The organism is Microtetraspora malaysiensis, assembly GCF_001528665.1.
Taxonomy (GTDB): Bacteria; Actinomycetota; Actinomycetes; order Streptosporangiales; family Streptosporangiaceae; genus Microtetraspora_A; species Microtetraspora_A malaysiensis.
In genome coordinates this window covers 233,290-247,960 of sequence record NZ_BBYJ01000006.1, presented here as the reverse complement: position 1 = coordinate 247,960, position 14,671 = coordinate 233,290, and the positions used below count along the sequence as shown (strand labels likewise).

The following is a 14,671-nucleotide window of genomic DNA, read 5'->3' as shown; positions in this document are numbered from 1 at the left end:
GAACGCCCGGGGAATCCCTACGCTTCGTCCGCGCAAACTTTGCGCGAGAAGTGCGTAATCGGCACCGCCCGTCGCGATCATCTCCGACACGCCCGGGTCTACATTGAGGCCCCCACCAGCCCTCCAGCTGACCACGGTGATCGATCCATGAGGCACGGCACGGTAGACGCCCCGGCTCCAGGCGCCCGCCCGGCGCCCGAGCGGGCGACCGGGCCGCTCCACGCGCGCAAGGCGCTGGTGTTCCTCGATCCCGAAGATCCGGACGTCGGCGGAGCCGCGGTCCGGGACGCCGCCTCCGCCCTGCCCGCCCGGAGGCTCGTCCACGCCCTGGCGACCAACGGGTACGTAGTGGAGTCCGTGCCCGGCGAAGCGTCCGGGGACCATCACCACCTGGGCCGGTTCCTCGACGCGGCGGAGCCGGGCGACCTGCTCGTCGTCCGGTGGCCGACGGGACGGGGCTGGACCTCGCGCGACTTCGCCGCCCTGATCAGCGGCTTCGCGCGCCGTGCGGGCGACTGCCCGGCGGAGGCCATCGTGATGATCGTGGACTTCGGCTGGGTGGTGGACAGCGACCCCGGTGACACTGCCGGTTCGCGGCCCGATGTCAGTGTTCTCCCCGTACGCGGTGATCCGCCCATCGTGGCGGCGGCGCTGACGACCGGCCTCGCGATGGGCGAGCGTCCGCCGCGCCGCGGCTTCTCGCTCACCGGCGTGATCGCCGACGGGCTGCTCACCGGAGCGGCCGACGCCGACGGAGACGGCGTGGTCACCGTCGCCGACCTGCACCGATACGCCGTCACCGCCTCTGCGGGCAGCTCGCTGCGCCCCCTGCTGAGCGTGTACGGCGACGCCCCCGCCGTCCCGCTCGCGCGTACCGGCCGGGCCGGGAGCGCGGCGGCCGGAGGAGCCGTGCCCGACGAGCTGAGCGCGGCGGCCGGCGAGCTCCGCAGGCGCGGGGAGAGCTCCGTCCCCTCGGCCGCCGGGGAGATCGTCGCCCGGGTCTACGACGTGTACCTCGGCCCGGTCGCCCAGGACCTGCTGCGGCTTGCCGCGCTGCTCGAGGACGGCGAACCGCTGACCTCCGACCTCGCGGCCCTGCTGCTCGCGGACCGCGACCACGGCGATCCGGCCGGCACGGGACCGGCCGAGAGCGCGCGCGGCTCCGGCGACACGGGCGGCACGGCGGGCCGGGTCGCGACGCCGGCGCTCGCGGAGCTCGGCACGCCCTGGGAGCTCGTGGACGCCTCGGGGCTGCTGGTCCACCCCGCCGTACGAGAGGTCGGGCGGGCGCGGCTGACCCGGGACGAGCACGCCCGCGCCTCCGCCGTGCTGCGTCGATGGCGGGCCGCCCGCCGCGCCGTACGGCCCCGGGCGAGGCTCACGCCGGACCGCTGGACGACGGACGACCAGCTCGGGCACCGGACCTACGCGGAGGCGGTCGCGGCGTTCGTCCGCCATCCCGAGACGCTGCCGCCGCTGACGATCGGCGTCAAAGGCCCGTGGGGCACCGGCAAGACGTCGCTGATGCGGATGATCCAGGACCTGCTCGACCCGGGCACGGCGGACGGAGATCCGGCCGAGATCCACCTGGCCCGTCCCGGCTCGTCGCCACGGCGGGCGGGGCGGAGGCGCCGTGCCGTCCTGCGCCGGAAGGCGCGGGGGTCGTCCCGGGTGACCATCGCCGAAGTGCTCTCGTGCGCTCGGAGGCGCGGCGGCGACCGGTCCCGCGAGGATCCCCGCCTCTCCGCACCGGAACGGCCGGCCCTGCGCGCCTCCGACTGGCGCCCGACGGTGTGGTTCAACCCGTGGATGTACCAGAACGGCGAGCAGGTCTGGGCGGGCCTCGCACACGAGATCATCACGCAGGTCACCGGCCGGTTGCCCCGCGGCGAGCGCGAACGCTTCTGGCTGAAGCTCAACCTCGCCAGGATCGACCGCGAGGCCGTGCGGCGGCGGGCCTACCGGATGGCGATCACCCGGCTCACGCCCGTCGCGCTCGGGCTGGCCGCCACGATCGTGCTCACCTGCGCCTCGCTCGCCGCCGCGGCCCTGGTTCCGGCGCTCGGCCCCGCCCTGCACACCGCCGCGGCGGCCCTCGGCACGTGCGGCTCGGTGGCCGCGCTCGCCGGCGGCGCCGTACGGCTCGCCCGGTTCCTGACCGAGTCGGCGGACACGGCGTTCGGCAGGCTGATCCGGCCGCCGGACCTGCTCGGCCCGGCTCCCGGACTGGCGGGCGACCTCGTCGGGGACCCCGGGTACGGCGCGAAAACGGGGTTCCTGCACCTCGTCCAGACCGACATGCGCCGGGTGCTGCGGCTGGTGGCCACTGAGGAGCGTCCGCTCGTGGTCTTCGTCGACGATTTGGACCGATGCGGCTCCGGGACCGTCGCCCAGGTGATCGAGGCGATCAACCTCTTCCTCGCCGGGGAGTTCCCGAACTGCGTCTTCGTCCTGGCCATGGAGCCGGATGTGGTGGCGGCCCATGTGGAGGTCGCCTACCAGGATCTCGCGGAAGCCATGCCGGCGGACCTGCGTTCGGGGCTCGGGTGGCGTTTCCTGGAGAAGATCGTCCAGCTTCCGCTCAGCCTTCCGGCGCTGGAGGACGCCCATCGCCTGCCCGGATACATCGGCGCGCTGCTCGGAGTCGACCGTCGCCGCGAGCGCCCGCGTCCGCCTTCGGACGGCACGGACAGGGGGCCGGGGGCGGAGGACGGCGACGCGCCCGGGGCGGGGGCCGCGAAGGAGCCGGGCGACGACGACGTGCGCGGGAGCCGCCACCGGCGGCATGCCGGACGGGGCCGCGACCAGGCACGGGCCGCTTGGGGAGCCGGCGAACATGCGGCCCCCCGCTGGGGAACGGATGAGCGTACGGCGTCGCGCTGGGAGGCGGATGCCCACTGGGGAGCGGATGCGCGTTGGGAGGCGGATGCGCGTCCGGTTCCGGCCGGGCGGTCCGGCGATCATGGGGGCCGGTCCCTCGGGTCCGATGTCCACGCCGCTTCCGGGACGACCGGGAGCGCCTCCGGTGGCGGGCTCTCCCCCGGAAGGCGTCCCCTGGACCCGCGGCTTGCCGAGATCCTCGAAGCGACGATCCGGGCCGCCGCGCCGACCGCCGACACGCTGGACGCCGCGGCGCGCGAGGCGCAGGAGGCCGTGGCCGCGGCGCCGGACACGGCCGCTCTCCTGGAGGCGCCGGGCGCGGCCGGTCTTCTGGAAGCGCGAGACGCGGCGGCCGCCGCCGAGCCGCCGGCCGGTGAACCGGGAAGTCCGTCGGGCGGCGCTGTACCGGACCTGTGGCCGGAGACGCGGCTCGCCGCCGACCGGGTGTACGACGATCTCTACACGGACGAGAACGCCTACCGGGCGATCGAGGCGGCGCTTCCCGTCCTCTCCTCCGCCAATCCGCGCCAGCTCAAGCGCTATGTGAACGTCTTCAGGTTCTACTCGTTCGTGACGTACCGGCAGAGCCTGGCCGGCGCGGACCGCGCCGACGACGCCGCGGTGGCGAAGGTCGCGGCCCTGGCCGTCCGCTGGCCGCATCTGCTGTCCGCGCTGGCGAAGGAGTGCGGCTCCGGCGAGACGGTCCTGGAAGTGCTGGAGAAGGCGGCGTCCGCGGGGAGCGTCGACGCGTGGGCGGAGGCCCTCGCCCGACTCGGGCTGGCGCCCGCCGCTCCGCTGTCTGACATGCGCGGCCAGAGCACGCCGGAGCACGAGGGCGCCCCGAAATGGGACGCCCTCCGCGAGTTGCTGGCGAGCCGGCCGTCTGTCGCCGGTCTCGCCCGCAGGCTCCTTTGACGCGCGGCTCCGCGCCTCTCAGCGGTGTCGAGGGTCGGCCACGGCTTTCACCCGCACCCCCGATCCGCCTGACCTTCCCCCTGCGATTGCTCCGGGGCACCGGCACAGCAGCGGACGATCAGCGCTGAGCCTGCATCATCCAGTGGTGCTTCTCGAGGTCGCGGGTGATCCCGATGAAAAGGTCCTGCGTGACGGGGTCGGCCGTCTCGGTCGCGTCGATGCGCTCCCGCATGCGGCGGATGATCGACTCGAGAACGTCGGTGAAGATCGCGACAACCTTGCCGTCCTCGATGTAGCCGCTGTCGACCCTTGTCACGTGGCTGTCACGCGCAACGGTGCCGGGACGGCCGTCAGGGTTCGCTCCCAGCGCCACCGCGCGCTCGGCGACGAGGTCCGAGCTCTCGCGAGCGAAGTCCACGATGTCGTCGAGCTGCAGATGGAGCGGACGGAAGTGGCGGCCGATGACGTTCCAGTGGGCCTGCTTGCCCTCCAGGGACAGGTCGATCAGATCGATCAGCGCGCCCTGCAGGCAATCCGTGGCGATCTTCTTGTTGTCGGGCGAGAGCGGACTGCTTATCGAGGTCATGAAGGTACCTCCCCCTCGATCAGAGTCGTTCGTCATTGCCAACGGACTAGCTGGCATACCCCTCCCACACGGACTAAACGTTGACAGTGTCACGATGACAGTGTCATCATGGCGGCATGGAAGGCACGTGGACCATCGGAGAGCTGGCCGAGCGCGCGGCGGCGCTGCTCGGCGCCGGGCCACGCCCCAACGGGCGGGTCCGCGACGTTCCGAACGCGCGGCTCATCCGGTGGTACGCGACGATCGGCCTGCTCGATCCCCCACTGGCCCGGCGCGGCCGGGTCGCCCTCTACGGCCGACGTCATCTGCTCCAACTTGTCGCGATCAAGCGCCGCCAGGCCGAGGGCCGGTCGATCGCGGAGATCCAGACCGAGCTCGCCGGCGCGACCGACGAGATGCTGGAACGCGCCTCCGGTTTGGCCGGCCTCCCGGTCGACCCGCCCGTGACTGACGCCTCGGCGGCCCCGCCGGGCGGCGTCGCCCCCGCTCAGCCGGGTGACGCTCCGGACGTCCGCACACCGCCGCCGGCCGACGCGGGCCGACCGGGACGAGCCGAGCGCTTCTGGACGCGCTCCTCCCCCGGACACGACATGACAGCCATCACCGCCGGAGCACCGGGCGCGTCCCCCTCCGTGGCCGCCTCGTCGAAACCGCTCGACGCGATGGACGCCCGGTGGGCCGCCGGCCTCACTCGCGCCTCCGCGGCCGACCTGGAGAACGGCCATGCCCGCGACGCCCTCCCACCCCGCCCCGCCGACCTCGTCCACGGCGTACGGCTGGCTCCCGGCGTGACGATCATGCTGGACCAGGCGACGCGCCCGCCCACCGAACACGACCTGGCGGCACTCCGCGAGGCCGCCGCACCCCTCATCGCCGAACTTGTCGCCAGAGGACTGGCCGCCCGGCCTGAGTCCGCCATGGAAGGGAGCTGACCGATGTCTGTCCCGATCATCACCCCCCTGCCGCCCGAGCGGTGTCATCCCGTACCGGACGCCGGGCTGGGCGCCTTGGAGACCTCCAGAGGCAACCTTCCGCTGGAGAGCGTCGACATCGCCGCCCGGCTCGCGGGGCTCCTGGCCGGTGTCGAGATGACGCAGGGGTTCCGCAACCCCTTCGACGTCACCTTGGAGGCGACGTACGTCTTTCCGCTGCCGCCCCGCGCCGCGGTGACGGCCTTCCGGATGACCGCCGACGATCGGGTGATCGACGGCGTGCTGAAGGAGCGCGGACAGGCCAGAGCCGACTACGACCGCGCGCTCGCCGAAGGCCGCCGCGCGGCGATTGCCGAGGAGGACCGTCCCGACGTCTTCACCATCCGGGTCGGCAACATCCTGGCCGGCGAGCGGGTGCGGATACACCTCACGCTCAGCCAGCCCCTTCCCTTCGAAGACGGCGCGGCCGAGTTCCGTTTCCCGCTCGTGGTGGCGCCGCGCTACATCCCCGGCACGCCGCTGGACGGCGGCCAGGTCGGCGACGGCACCGCGCCGGACACGGACGCGGTGCCCGACGCCTCGCGGATCACACCGCCGGTGCTCCTGCCCGGCTTCCCCAATCCGGTCCGGCTTTCGCTGGTGACGACGATCGATCCCGCCGGTCTGGGGCTCAAGGAGATCCGGTCCAGCCTCCACGAGATCATCCAGGAGGGTGACACTGTTCGGCTGACGCCGGGTGAGCGCCTGGACCGCGACTTCATCCTGCGTCTGGGCTTCGCGCCGTCCACCTCGCTGGCGCTTGTCCCCGACCCTCCGGCCTCATCCCCCGGGGCCCGTACGCCGGCCGAGGCCGGGTCACGCGGATCCGGACCCGTCGGCGAGCCCGGTGGAACGGGCGACGCCGGTCCCGGGCAGGGGTCTGCCATGTCCCATCAGGGGCGGGCCACCTCTGAGGGCACCCCGCCTTCCGCCGAGGGCACGTTCACGCTGACCGTCGTTCCACCGGCGGAGAAGCCGGGCGAGGCCGTTCCCCGGGACGTCGTCCTTCTGCTCGACCGATCGGGCAGCATGGCCGGGTGGAAGATGGTCGCCGCCCGGCGGGCCGCGGCGCGCATCGTCGACACACTCACCTCCCGGGACAGGTTCGCCGTGCTCGCGTTCGACACGGTCATCGAGCGCGCTTTCCCCGATGGGCTCACCCCGGCCACGGATCGCAACCGCTACCACGCGATCGAGCACCTGTCCCGGTTGGAAGCGCGGGGCGGCACCGAGATCCTCGCCCCGATGGAGGAGGCGCTGCGTCTGCTCGCCCCGTCCACTCCCCCGCCGTCGGCAGAGCTGCCGCCGCCTCCTCATCCGTTGTCCGGCGACCAGGCGTCCGGCCGTTCCCCTGACCGCTTCCCCGGCCAGGGGCCGGCCCGCCCGGTCCCGTCCGAACCGGAATCCTCGTCGCCTCTCGGCTCGACACCCGCCACCGGGCCCGATCGCGTGCTTGTGCTGGTCACCGATGGGCAGGTCGGCAACGAGGACCAGATCCTGGAGCGCACCGGGGCGCGACTGAGCGGCGTCCGGGTGCACGCCGTCGGGATCGACCGGGCCGTCAACGTCGGATTCCTCGGCAGGCTGGCCGTGCTCGGCTCCGGGCGGTGCGAACTGGTCGAGTCGGAAGACCGCCTCGACGAGGCGATGGAGCACATCCATCGCCGCATCGGCTCTCCCCTGGTCACCGGCATCTCGCTCCGGACGGACGGGTTCGACATCGTCCCCGGCACCGTCACGCACGCCGGCTCGCTCTACCCCGGCGTTCCACTGACGGTCTCCGGCCGCTATCGCGTCGGCACGGCCACCGACGACCCGGCGCGGCTCTCCCCATCTGACATGGGGCGTGTGACAGAGCCGGACACCTCCCCAGACACGGTCGGCACCGGTGACGAGAGGGCGCTGACCGTCCACGGGCTGACCTCGGACGGCCGGCCGTGGGATACCCGCGTGCCGGCGGTGATCGTGAGCGGCGACGCCGCGGGTGGCGCCGCCCGGGCCGTGTGGGCGCGGGCCCACGTCCGCGACCTCGAAGATCGGTACGCGATCGGCGACCGGTCGCTGGAACACGAGATCGTCGCGACGTCGCTGCGTTTCGGTGTGCTCTGCCGATTCACCGCGTTCGTCGCGGTGGACACCCACGTGGCCGCCGACGGCAGGCCGGAGCACCACGTGATCCAGCCGGTCGAGCTGCCCAGCGGCTGGGAGCCGCCTCAGCCGGTCATGGCGGCCGCCATGACCACGATGGCCTTCTCCGCCAAGAGCGCTCCCGCGCCGGGCCGCCCCGCCGACACGCCCATCACCTGGATGGACGCCGGCGTCGGCCCGCCCGCGGCCCCGGGGAGCGCGGCATCGCGACCGCCTCGGCTCGGCAGCGGGTTCACCGGCGGGCAGGGCTGGTCTCCGGGCGGGGGGACCGCTCCGACGACGAGTCTCGACGGCATCCGGCCGCACCTGGCCGAGGAACTGCGGCGGCTCCGCGCGGTGGAGTCCTCCCCCGAGCCGGTCCGCCGTCGCTACCTCGCGGATCTTGCCAGCCGCCTGCGGGTGTTCGATCACCTGGTCGGCGGCCATGCGGAGCTGTCCGCGCTGGGAGAGGCGCTCGATCAGGCCGAACGCGCCGACGTCGACCTGGCCGATCTGTGGCGGCGAGCGGTCGAGGTCCTCAGCCAGCTTTCCACTGGCTCCCCTGAGGAGACCTCCGCCGCGCCGTCGCTCCCGCCGGAGCAATCATCCACGGCAGCGGATGCCGGAGAGGCGCGCGCCGCAGCGGAACCGCCCACCGAAGAGCCGCCCCGCTCCGAACGCCGCCCCTTCTGGAAGCGCCAGTGAGCCTCGGTCGGGGTCGCCGGCCGTGACTCACGGCGCTCGTGGGGGGATCAGTGAGGTTCGTTCAGACGGATGACGTCGGACGGTGGGCGAGGCGCGGGACGCCTGGGTTCCCGCACTCCGCCCGTGTCGGGCCGGTCGTCGCGTCCCCCTGCGGGGACGGGGGACCGGCGGCGCAGCACACGGAGAATGAGCCGTTTAAGCCCCATATGCCACGAACGCATAGGGTTGCCCGGTGAGTTCCACACTGATCCTCGATGGCGGCCTCGCCACCCACCTTGAGGCCCTGGGCTGCGACCTTTCCGACGACCTCTGGTCGGCCAAGCTGCTGATCGAAGATCCCGGCGTGATCCGGCAGGTTCATCTCGACTACTTCGCGGCCGGTGCGGACGTCGCGACGACGGCGAGCTACCAGGCCAGCATCCCCGGCTTCGTGCGGCGCGGCCTGACCTCGGGGGAGGCGGCGGATCTCATCCGCCTGTCGGTCAAGCTGGCCGTACAGGCCCGGGACGCCGCCGGGCATGGGCTGGTGGCCGCGAGCGTCGGGCCGTACGGCGCCTATCTGGCCGACGGCTCCGAGTACACCGGCGACTACGACCTCGACGAGGCGGGGCTGACCGCATGGCACCGGGACCGTCTGGAGATCCTGGCGAACGCCGGAGCGGACCTGCTGGCGTGCGAGACCATCCCGTCGCTGGCGGAGGCGCGAGCATTGGCCACGCTGCTGGGTGAGCTGCCGTCGGTGCGGGCCTGGGTCAGCTTCTCGTGCCGCGACGACGAGCACATCAGCGACGGCACCCCGCTGCGCGAGTGCGCCGCGCTGTTCGCCGAGTTGCCCCAGGTCATCGCGGTCGGTGTGAACTGCACGGCCCCGCGCCACATCCCGGGCCTGATCGGCCGAATCGAGGGCAAGCCCGTCGTGGTCTATCCCAACTCCGGCGAGAAATGGGACGCGGCCGGTCACCGCTGGCTCGGCCTCACCGATCCAGTGGAGTACGGCGAGGCCGCCGCCCGGTGGCACGCCCTGGGCGCGGTGTATGTCGGCGGCTGCTGCCGCACCACGCCGGAGCACATCCGCCAGATCCGCGCCCGGGTCTGAGCCCACGGAGGGCCGAACCCGGGCTCAGCCGGCGATCAGGAGTCGGGCGCCCCGGGACGAGATCCTCGATCCGGGGCCGCTCGTCTCGAGGAATGGGCGGTCAGGACTGCGACGCGGCCGCCCGAGCGGCGCGGACCATCTCGACCTTGGCGCTGGCGGCGTACTTGTCCACGTATTCCTGGCCGGACAGCTCCATCAGCGCGTACATGATCTCGTCGGTGACGGCGCGGAGCACAAGGCGGTCGCCTTCCATCCCGTAGTAGCGGGAGAAGTCGAGCGGCTTGCCGTACCTGACACCGGGACGGATGCCGAACTTGGGGATGGGGTGCCCGGGGGGCATCATCTCGAACGTGTTGACCATCGCCCAGGGGATGACCGGGGCGCGGGCCTCCAGGGCGAGCCGGGCGACGCCGGTCTTGCCCTTGTACAGCCGGCCGTCCGGAGAGCGCGTCCCCTCCGGATAGATGCCGAGGACCTGGTTGTCCTTGAGGACGCGCAAGCCGGTGCGGAGCGCCGCCTCGCTGGCCTTGCCCCCGGAACGGTCGATCGGCACGGTCCCGACACCGGAGAAGAAGGCCCGGCTGACCAAGCCCTTGATCCCGCGGCCGGTGAAGTACTCGGCCTTGCCGAGGGAGATGACCTTGCGCGGTAGAAACCCCGCGCCGAAGAAATGGTCGGCGAACGACAGGTGGTTGCCCGCCAGGATCACCGGACCTTCGGCCGGCACGTTCTCCATCCCCTTAGCCCAGGGGCGGTAGATGAGCCGGAGCAATGGCCAGATGGTGTACTTCACCACCCAATACAACACCGTGGGCGCTCCTTCGATCGGATGTGCAAGTCATCTTCCCATGTCTTAAGGTGCTCGCACTAACCATGGCCAACGTGCGACTATCGGGCGAATCTGGAGGAGCACCCGACACGGAGGTTCTCTCATGCCGCTGCTTTCCGGCGCCGAGCCGTACCAGCATGACGGGGGCGAGATCGGCGTCCTGCTGTGCCACGGGTTCACCGGATCACCTCAGGCGTTGCGGCCGTGGGGCGAATACCTCGCGGAGGCCGGGCTGACCGTCGCCCTTCCCCGGCTTCCCGGCCACGGCACGACCTGGCAGGAGATGAGCCGGACCCGCTGGGAGGACTGGTACGCCGAGTTGGACAAGTCGTTCGCCGATTTGCGCGGCGCCTGCGCCGAGGTGTTCGTGATGGGCCTGTCGATGGGCGGGTGCATGGCGCTCCGGCTCGCGGAGGTGCACGGCGAGTTGGTGCGCGGTGTGGTCGTGGTCAATCCGTCCGTGGTGAACGACGTGCCGATCCTGCGGCTGGCTCCGGTGCTGAAATGGTTCCTGCGGTCGGTTCCGGGCGTGGCGGGCGACATCAAGAAAGAGGGCGCGACCGAGCTCGGCTACGCGCGGACGCCGGTCCGGGCCGCCGCCACGCTGCCACGTTTCTGGAGGCTCGTTCAGCAGGACCTGAACCGGATCACTCAGCCGGTGCTGGTGTACCGGAGCCCTCAGGACCACGTGGTGAAACCGGCGAGCGTGGAGTTCCTCCGGGAGCGAATGGGGAACAATCTGGAAATCAGAGAACTACCCGACAGCTACCACGTCGCCACGTTGGACAACGATGCCCCCACGATCTTCGCGGGGAGCCTCGACTTCATTCGCACGCATGCGTCGGTACCCTTGACGAAGGACTCCTGACCCGGGATCGAAGTGACGCCACAGAGTGACGAGGACGAGGTCTGGCGTCAGATCGTCGCCTCCTTCAATGAGAAGGCCGAGGACACCTCGGCCGGTCAACCATGGCCCGACCGGGAGAACGTCCCGGACGAGCCCCCCGCGGAGAAGAAAGAGGAGGAGGACACCGAGCCGGTCCAGGCGGCCGTCCGAGAGCCTGTCGACGACGAGGACCACTACATCCCACCGCCTCCTCCCCCGTTGCCCAAGGCGGACGGCGTCGCCAAGCTGGCGTGGGCGGCCCTCTTCGGCGGCCCCGCGTACCTGCTGCTCGCGGCCCTGCTGAGCTGGCCGATGGACGGCTGGATCGTCTTCGCCGCCGTGGCGGCGTTCATCGGCGGGTTCGTGGCCCTCGTGGTGCGGATGGGCGACGGACCGCCCGCCGACTCCGGCTGGGACGACGGCGCCGTCATCTGACCTCCGGCCTGTTCTCCGCCGCCCGGCCGCGGCCGTGCCCTGCGCCTGACCCGACCTCCGGGCGGCTTCGGGACGACCGCCAGGGGACCTCCGTTCCCGGCGAGATCAGTACGCACCGGACCGCACCGGAGGTGCGCCCCGCCCGGCTCGATTTCGGGGACGGGCGGCCGGGATGCCCCGCGACCGGCGCGGAGCCGGAAGCGACGGGAGACCGACCGCCACGACGAGCGGCCCCGTGGTCAGACGCGGCGCACCGGTCAGAGGCGGCGCACGCGCTATTTGGCCAAGGTGCCGAACGTCTCGATCACGTCGTGGTAGCGGTCGTTCGCGTCGAGCGTGTGCCCGACCGCCATGGTGGTCGCACCGACCCGGGTCACCGCCTGCAGGCGGACCGTGCGGTCGGGCACCGAGTCACCGTGCACGACCTTCCACTTCGAGCCGGTGTAGGTGAGCAGGAAGGCCGTCCCGGGCCGCCCGGGATCGTAGCCCGACACCCAGAACGCGCCGTCGCCGTCGCCGGCCACGCCGTACAGCTCGGCCTGGGCGACGGGCAGCTTCTCCCTGGTCCAGCTCTCGCCGTCCCAGGACAGCACGAGCGGCGTGATCTTTCCGGAGCGCTGGTAGACCCCGCCGACCGCGACCGCGCGCTTGCGGCTCTGGACGTAGATGTCGCGCAGGAAGCCGCCCTTCACCACGGGGACGTGGGCCACCTTCCAGCCGGTCGTGGTGAGCCGGAGGATCACCGGCCGGGAGCCGGAGTCGCCGACCGCCCAGCCCTCCGACTTGCCGGTGAGGCCGACGCCGTACAGGGCGCCGGCCGGCCCCTGCACGGTCTCCCAGCCGGTCCAGGAGGGAGCGGTCGCCTCGGCGACGAACGTCCGGCCGTCCCGGCTGCCGACCAGCACCACCCTGCCGGTCGTCGCGGCGACCGCGCCGATCCAGTCGCCGCCGCGCAGCTGTGGCACGGTGAGCCGGTCGAACCCGTCGCGGTTTCCCCTGGCGACGTACGGCAGGCCGTCGTGGCCGTCACCGACCGCCCACACATCGTTCTTGGAGGCGGCGGCCACGGACCGCAGGTGCCCGGCGCCCGTGGTGTCGTTGCGGACGCCCACCTCCGTCCAGGAGGTGCCGTTCCAGTGCGTGATGACGCCCTGGTTCTGCCAGAAGTCCCAGACGTCCTGCTGGCCGACCGCCCACACGTCCTTCTCCGAGAGTCCGGCGACGTCGGAGAGGGAGCCGTCCGCCTGGAGTTTGGCGGAGGACGTCCGGCTGCGTGTGGCCTGCTTGCCCGACTCCGGGCTCCCGGGTTCGGCATAGGCGGGCGCCACCGATGTGGCGCACAGAAGGAAGCCGGCCACGAGACCGGCGAGGAGCACACCAAGCGGTGCCGCGCGCCGTCTGTGGCGGCGGGTCATGAACAAATCGTACGGTGACGGGAGTGACCCGTGTGCGCGAGGTCACCATTCCGGTCCCGAATGTGACCTATTAGCCCGATTTCCCGGCAGGTCCGATCGCCGCGCCGCCGAGCGTGTCTCCGTACAGGTCCGCGACCACAGGGCGGTGGTCGCTGGCGATCATGAGGTCGGCGGGGTCGGCGTCCGCGGCTCCGCAGCACGCCACGGCGAGGCCGGGGGCGGCGAAGATCCCGTCGATCCGCTTCGCCGGCCGCCTGGCACTGAAGGTCCCGCCCTCCCCCTTCGGCGACTCCCCGTAGCAGTCCGTGAAGCGCCGGTCGAAGTAGTCCCAGGTGGGCCCGCCGGGCTCCTCGTTGACGTCCCCGCACAGGACGGCGCGCGCCTCGAAGACCCGGGCGAGGCGCTCCACGATCGGCACGATCTCGGCGGCGTGCCGGAGCCGCGCCCCGGGGTGCAGGTCGAGGTGGAAGCAGCACACCGCGAGCCGCAGGCCGTCCTTCTCGACGACCGCGAACACGACGACGCGCGGCTCCAGTGCGGGGAACCAGCGCAGCCGGTGCTCCGCGGCGTGCAACACCCGTACGGCGGGGCCGGTGAGCACCGCCGTACCCGCCAGGCGCGCCCCGGAGGCGCGGCCGCCCGCCGCGATCGTCAGGCCGGTCTCCCGGGCGAGGCGGCGCCTCCTGCCGGGGAGCCGTGGGGCCTCCTGGACGCACAGCACGTCGGGCCGCATGGCGTTGACGACCCGCACGAGCGCCCGGCGGTCGTCACGCCCCGCCCGCACGTTGTAGGTGGCGATCCTGATGGCTGCCAGCGCTCGCTCCCGACTCCCGTCCGTACGTCACATGCCCGGCGCGGTCCCGCACCGGCGGCGTCAGCGGAGCCGGGCGAGGTCGGCGGCGCCCACCATGCCGGCGGCCGGTCCCAGCTCGGCGGCGCGGATGCCGGCGAGCGGGCGGTGCCCGCGCCCGGTGAGGCGGGCCGCGTAGTCGGCGCGGACCCGGTCGAGGAACAGGTCCGCGGCGCCGGAGACTCCGCCGCCGATGATGAAGCAGCCGGGGTCGAGGACCGCCGCCAGGTCGGCCAGGCCCTGGGCCAGCCAGTCGGCGAGGAACTCGAACGCGGCGAGCGCGACGGCGTCTCCGTCCCTGGCGGCGTCGGTGACGTGCTGCCCGACGACGGCGTCCGCGGAGCCGGCCAGCTCAAGCAGGCGGGCCGCGGAGGACGGGTCGGCGGCGGCGTTGATCCGCGCCTGCCGCACGAGCGCGTTCCCGCTGGCGTACTGCTCCCAGCAGCCGTGGTTGCCGCACCCGCAGGGCAGGCCCTCCGGCACCATCTGCATGTGGCCGAGCTCGCCCCCCATGCCCCAGCGGCCCCGGTAGAGCGCGCCGCCGAGGACGACGCCGCCGCCGATGCCGGTGCCGAGGGCGACGCACACGACGTGGCTCTCGCCCCGGCCCGCGCCGAAGCGGTACTCGCCCCAAGCGGTGGCGTTGGCGTCGTTCTCCACCACGACGGGGAGGCCGACCAGCTCGGCGACCTTCTTGCGCAGCGGCTCCTCACGCCAGACCAGGTTGGGGGCGAACCGGACGATCGACCGGGTCTCGTCCACGAACCCGGCGGCCCCCAGCCCGACGGCCTCGACGGCGTGCCGCCGGGCCAGCTCGGTCACCGCGTCGGCGATGGCGTCGGCCACCAGCTCGGGACCGCCGGTCGGCGTCGGCCGCAGGGCGCGGTCGAGGATCCGTCCGTCCTCCGTGACGACACCCGAAGCGATCTTCGTGCCGCCGATGTCCACGCCGATGGTCAAGGCCATTGCTCGAAAC

At 72.7% G+C, this 14,671-nt stretch carries 11 protein-coding genes; 6 read left to right on the top strand and 5 right to left on the bottom strand.

Translation table 11 applies throughout. From position 1 onward, the window contains the following. The first annotated feature begins 147 nt into the window (after window positions 1–147). On the top strand, window positions 148–3,795 hold the full coding sequence (locus AWQ71_RS06565; RefSeq protein WP_067128240.1) for a P-loop NTPase fold protein: 3,648 nt from the start codon (window positions 148–150) through the stop codon (window positions 3,793–3,795). A 118-nt stretch (window positions 3,796–3,913) separates the two neighbouring features. Here the strand turns inward: AWQ71_RS06565 and AWQ71_RS06560 are convergent, their stop codons facing one another. Continuing rightward, complete coding sequence (locus tag AWQ71_RS06560; RefSeq protein WP_067128237.1) at window positions 3,914–4,381, bottom strand: Dps family protein; 468 nt, start codon at window positions 4,379–4,381, stop codon at window positions 3,914–3,916. 116 nt (window positions 4,382–4,497) lie between these two features. Between AWQ71_RS06560 and AWQ71_RS43650 the strand changes: the two genes are divergently transcribed. From AWQ71_RS43650 to mmuM, 3 genes are all read left to right on the top strand, one after another. Next, on the top strand, window positions 4,498–5,313 hold the full coding sequence (locus AWQ71_RS43650) for a helix-turn-helix domain-containing protein (RefSeq protein WP_084258639.1): 816 nt from the start codon (window positions 4,498–4,500) through the stop codon (window positions 5,311–5,313). A 3-nt stretch (window positions 5,314–5,316) separates the two neighbouring features. Next, window positions 5,317–8,184 carry a VIT domain-containing protein gene (locus AWQ71_RS43645; RefSeq protein ID WP_084258638.1) on the top strand — a complete coding sequence of 956 codons (2,868 nt, stop codon included), beginning with the start codon at window positions 5,317–5,319 and terminating at the stop codon, window positions 8,182–8,184. A gap of 232 nt (window positions 8,185–8,416) precedes the next feature. Then, window positions 8,417–9,280 carry a homocysteine S-methyltransferase gene (mmuM, locus tag AWQ71_RS06545; RefSeq protein WP_067128234.1) on the top strand — a complete coding sequence of 288 codons (864 nt, stop codon included), beginning with the start codon at window positions 8,417–8,419 and terminating at the stop codon, window positions 9,278–9,280. A 100-nt stretch (window positions 9,281–9,380) separates the two neighbouring features. Here mmuM and AWQ71_RS06540 read toward each other — a convergent pair whose 3' ends face one another. Further along, window positions 9,381–10,088, bottom strand: a complete 708-nt coding sequence (locus tag AWQ71_RS06540; RefSeq protein WP_067128231.1) for a lysophospholipid acyltransferase family protein — start codon at window positions 10,086–10,088, stop codon at window positions 9,381–9,383. A gap of 124 nt (window positions 10,089–10,212) precedes the next feature. On the opposite strand from AWQ71_RS06540, the gene AWQ71_RS06535 reads away from it, so the two are divergent. Together AWQ71_RS06535 and AWQ71_RS06530 are read left to right on the top strand one after the other, a co-directional pair. Beyond that, window positions 10,213–10,977: an alpha/beta hydrolase gene (locus tag AWQ71_RS06535; RefSeq protein ID WP_067128228.1), complete on the top strand. Its 765-nt coding sequence runs from the start codon at window positions 10,213–10,215 to the stop codon at window positions 10,975–10,977. Between the two features lie 12 nt (window positions 10,978–10,989). Next, entirely contained in the window at window positions 10,990–11,430 is a 441-nt protein-coding gene (locus tag AWQ71_RS06530; RefSeq protein WP_067128225.1) for a hypothetical protein, read from the top strand. Window positions 11,431–11,705: 275 nt separating this feature from the next. Here the strand turns inward: AWQ71_RS06530 and AWQ71_RS06525 are convergent, their stop codons facing one another. From AWQ71_RS06525 to AWQ71_RS06515, 3 genes are all read right to left on the bottom strand, one after another. Next, the gene (locus AWQ71_RS06525; protein WP_067128222.1) at window positions 11,706–12,845 is read right to left on the bottom strand and encodes a hypothetical protein; all 1,140 of its coding nucleotides are present in this window, start codon (window positions 12,843–12,845) and stop codon (window positions 11,706–11,708) included. 70 nt (window positions 12,846–12,915) lie between these two features. Further along, on the bottom strand, window positions 12,916–13,629 hold the full coding sequence (locus tag AWQ71_RS06520) for an endonuclease/exonuclease/phosphatase family protein (protein ID WP_245658141.1): 714 nt from the start codon (window positions 13,627–13,629) through the stop codon (window positions 12,916–12,918). 90 nt (window positions 13,630–13,719) lie between these two features. Beyond that, window positions 13,720–14,661, bottom strand: a complete 942-nt coding sequence (locus AWQ71_RS06515; protein ID WP_067128216.1) for an ROK family glucokinase — start codon at window positions 14,659–14,661, stop codon at window positions 13,720–13,722. Between the last annotated feature and the right edge of the window lie 10 nt (window positions 14,662–14,671).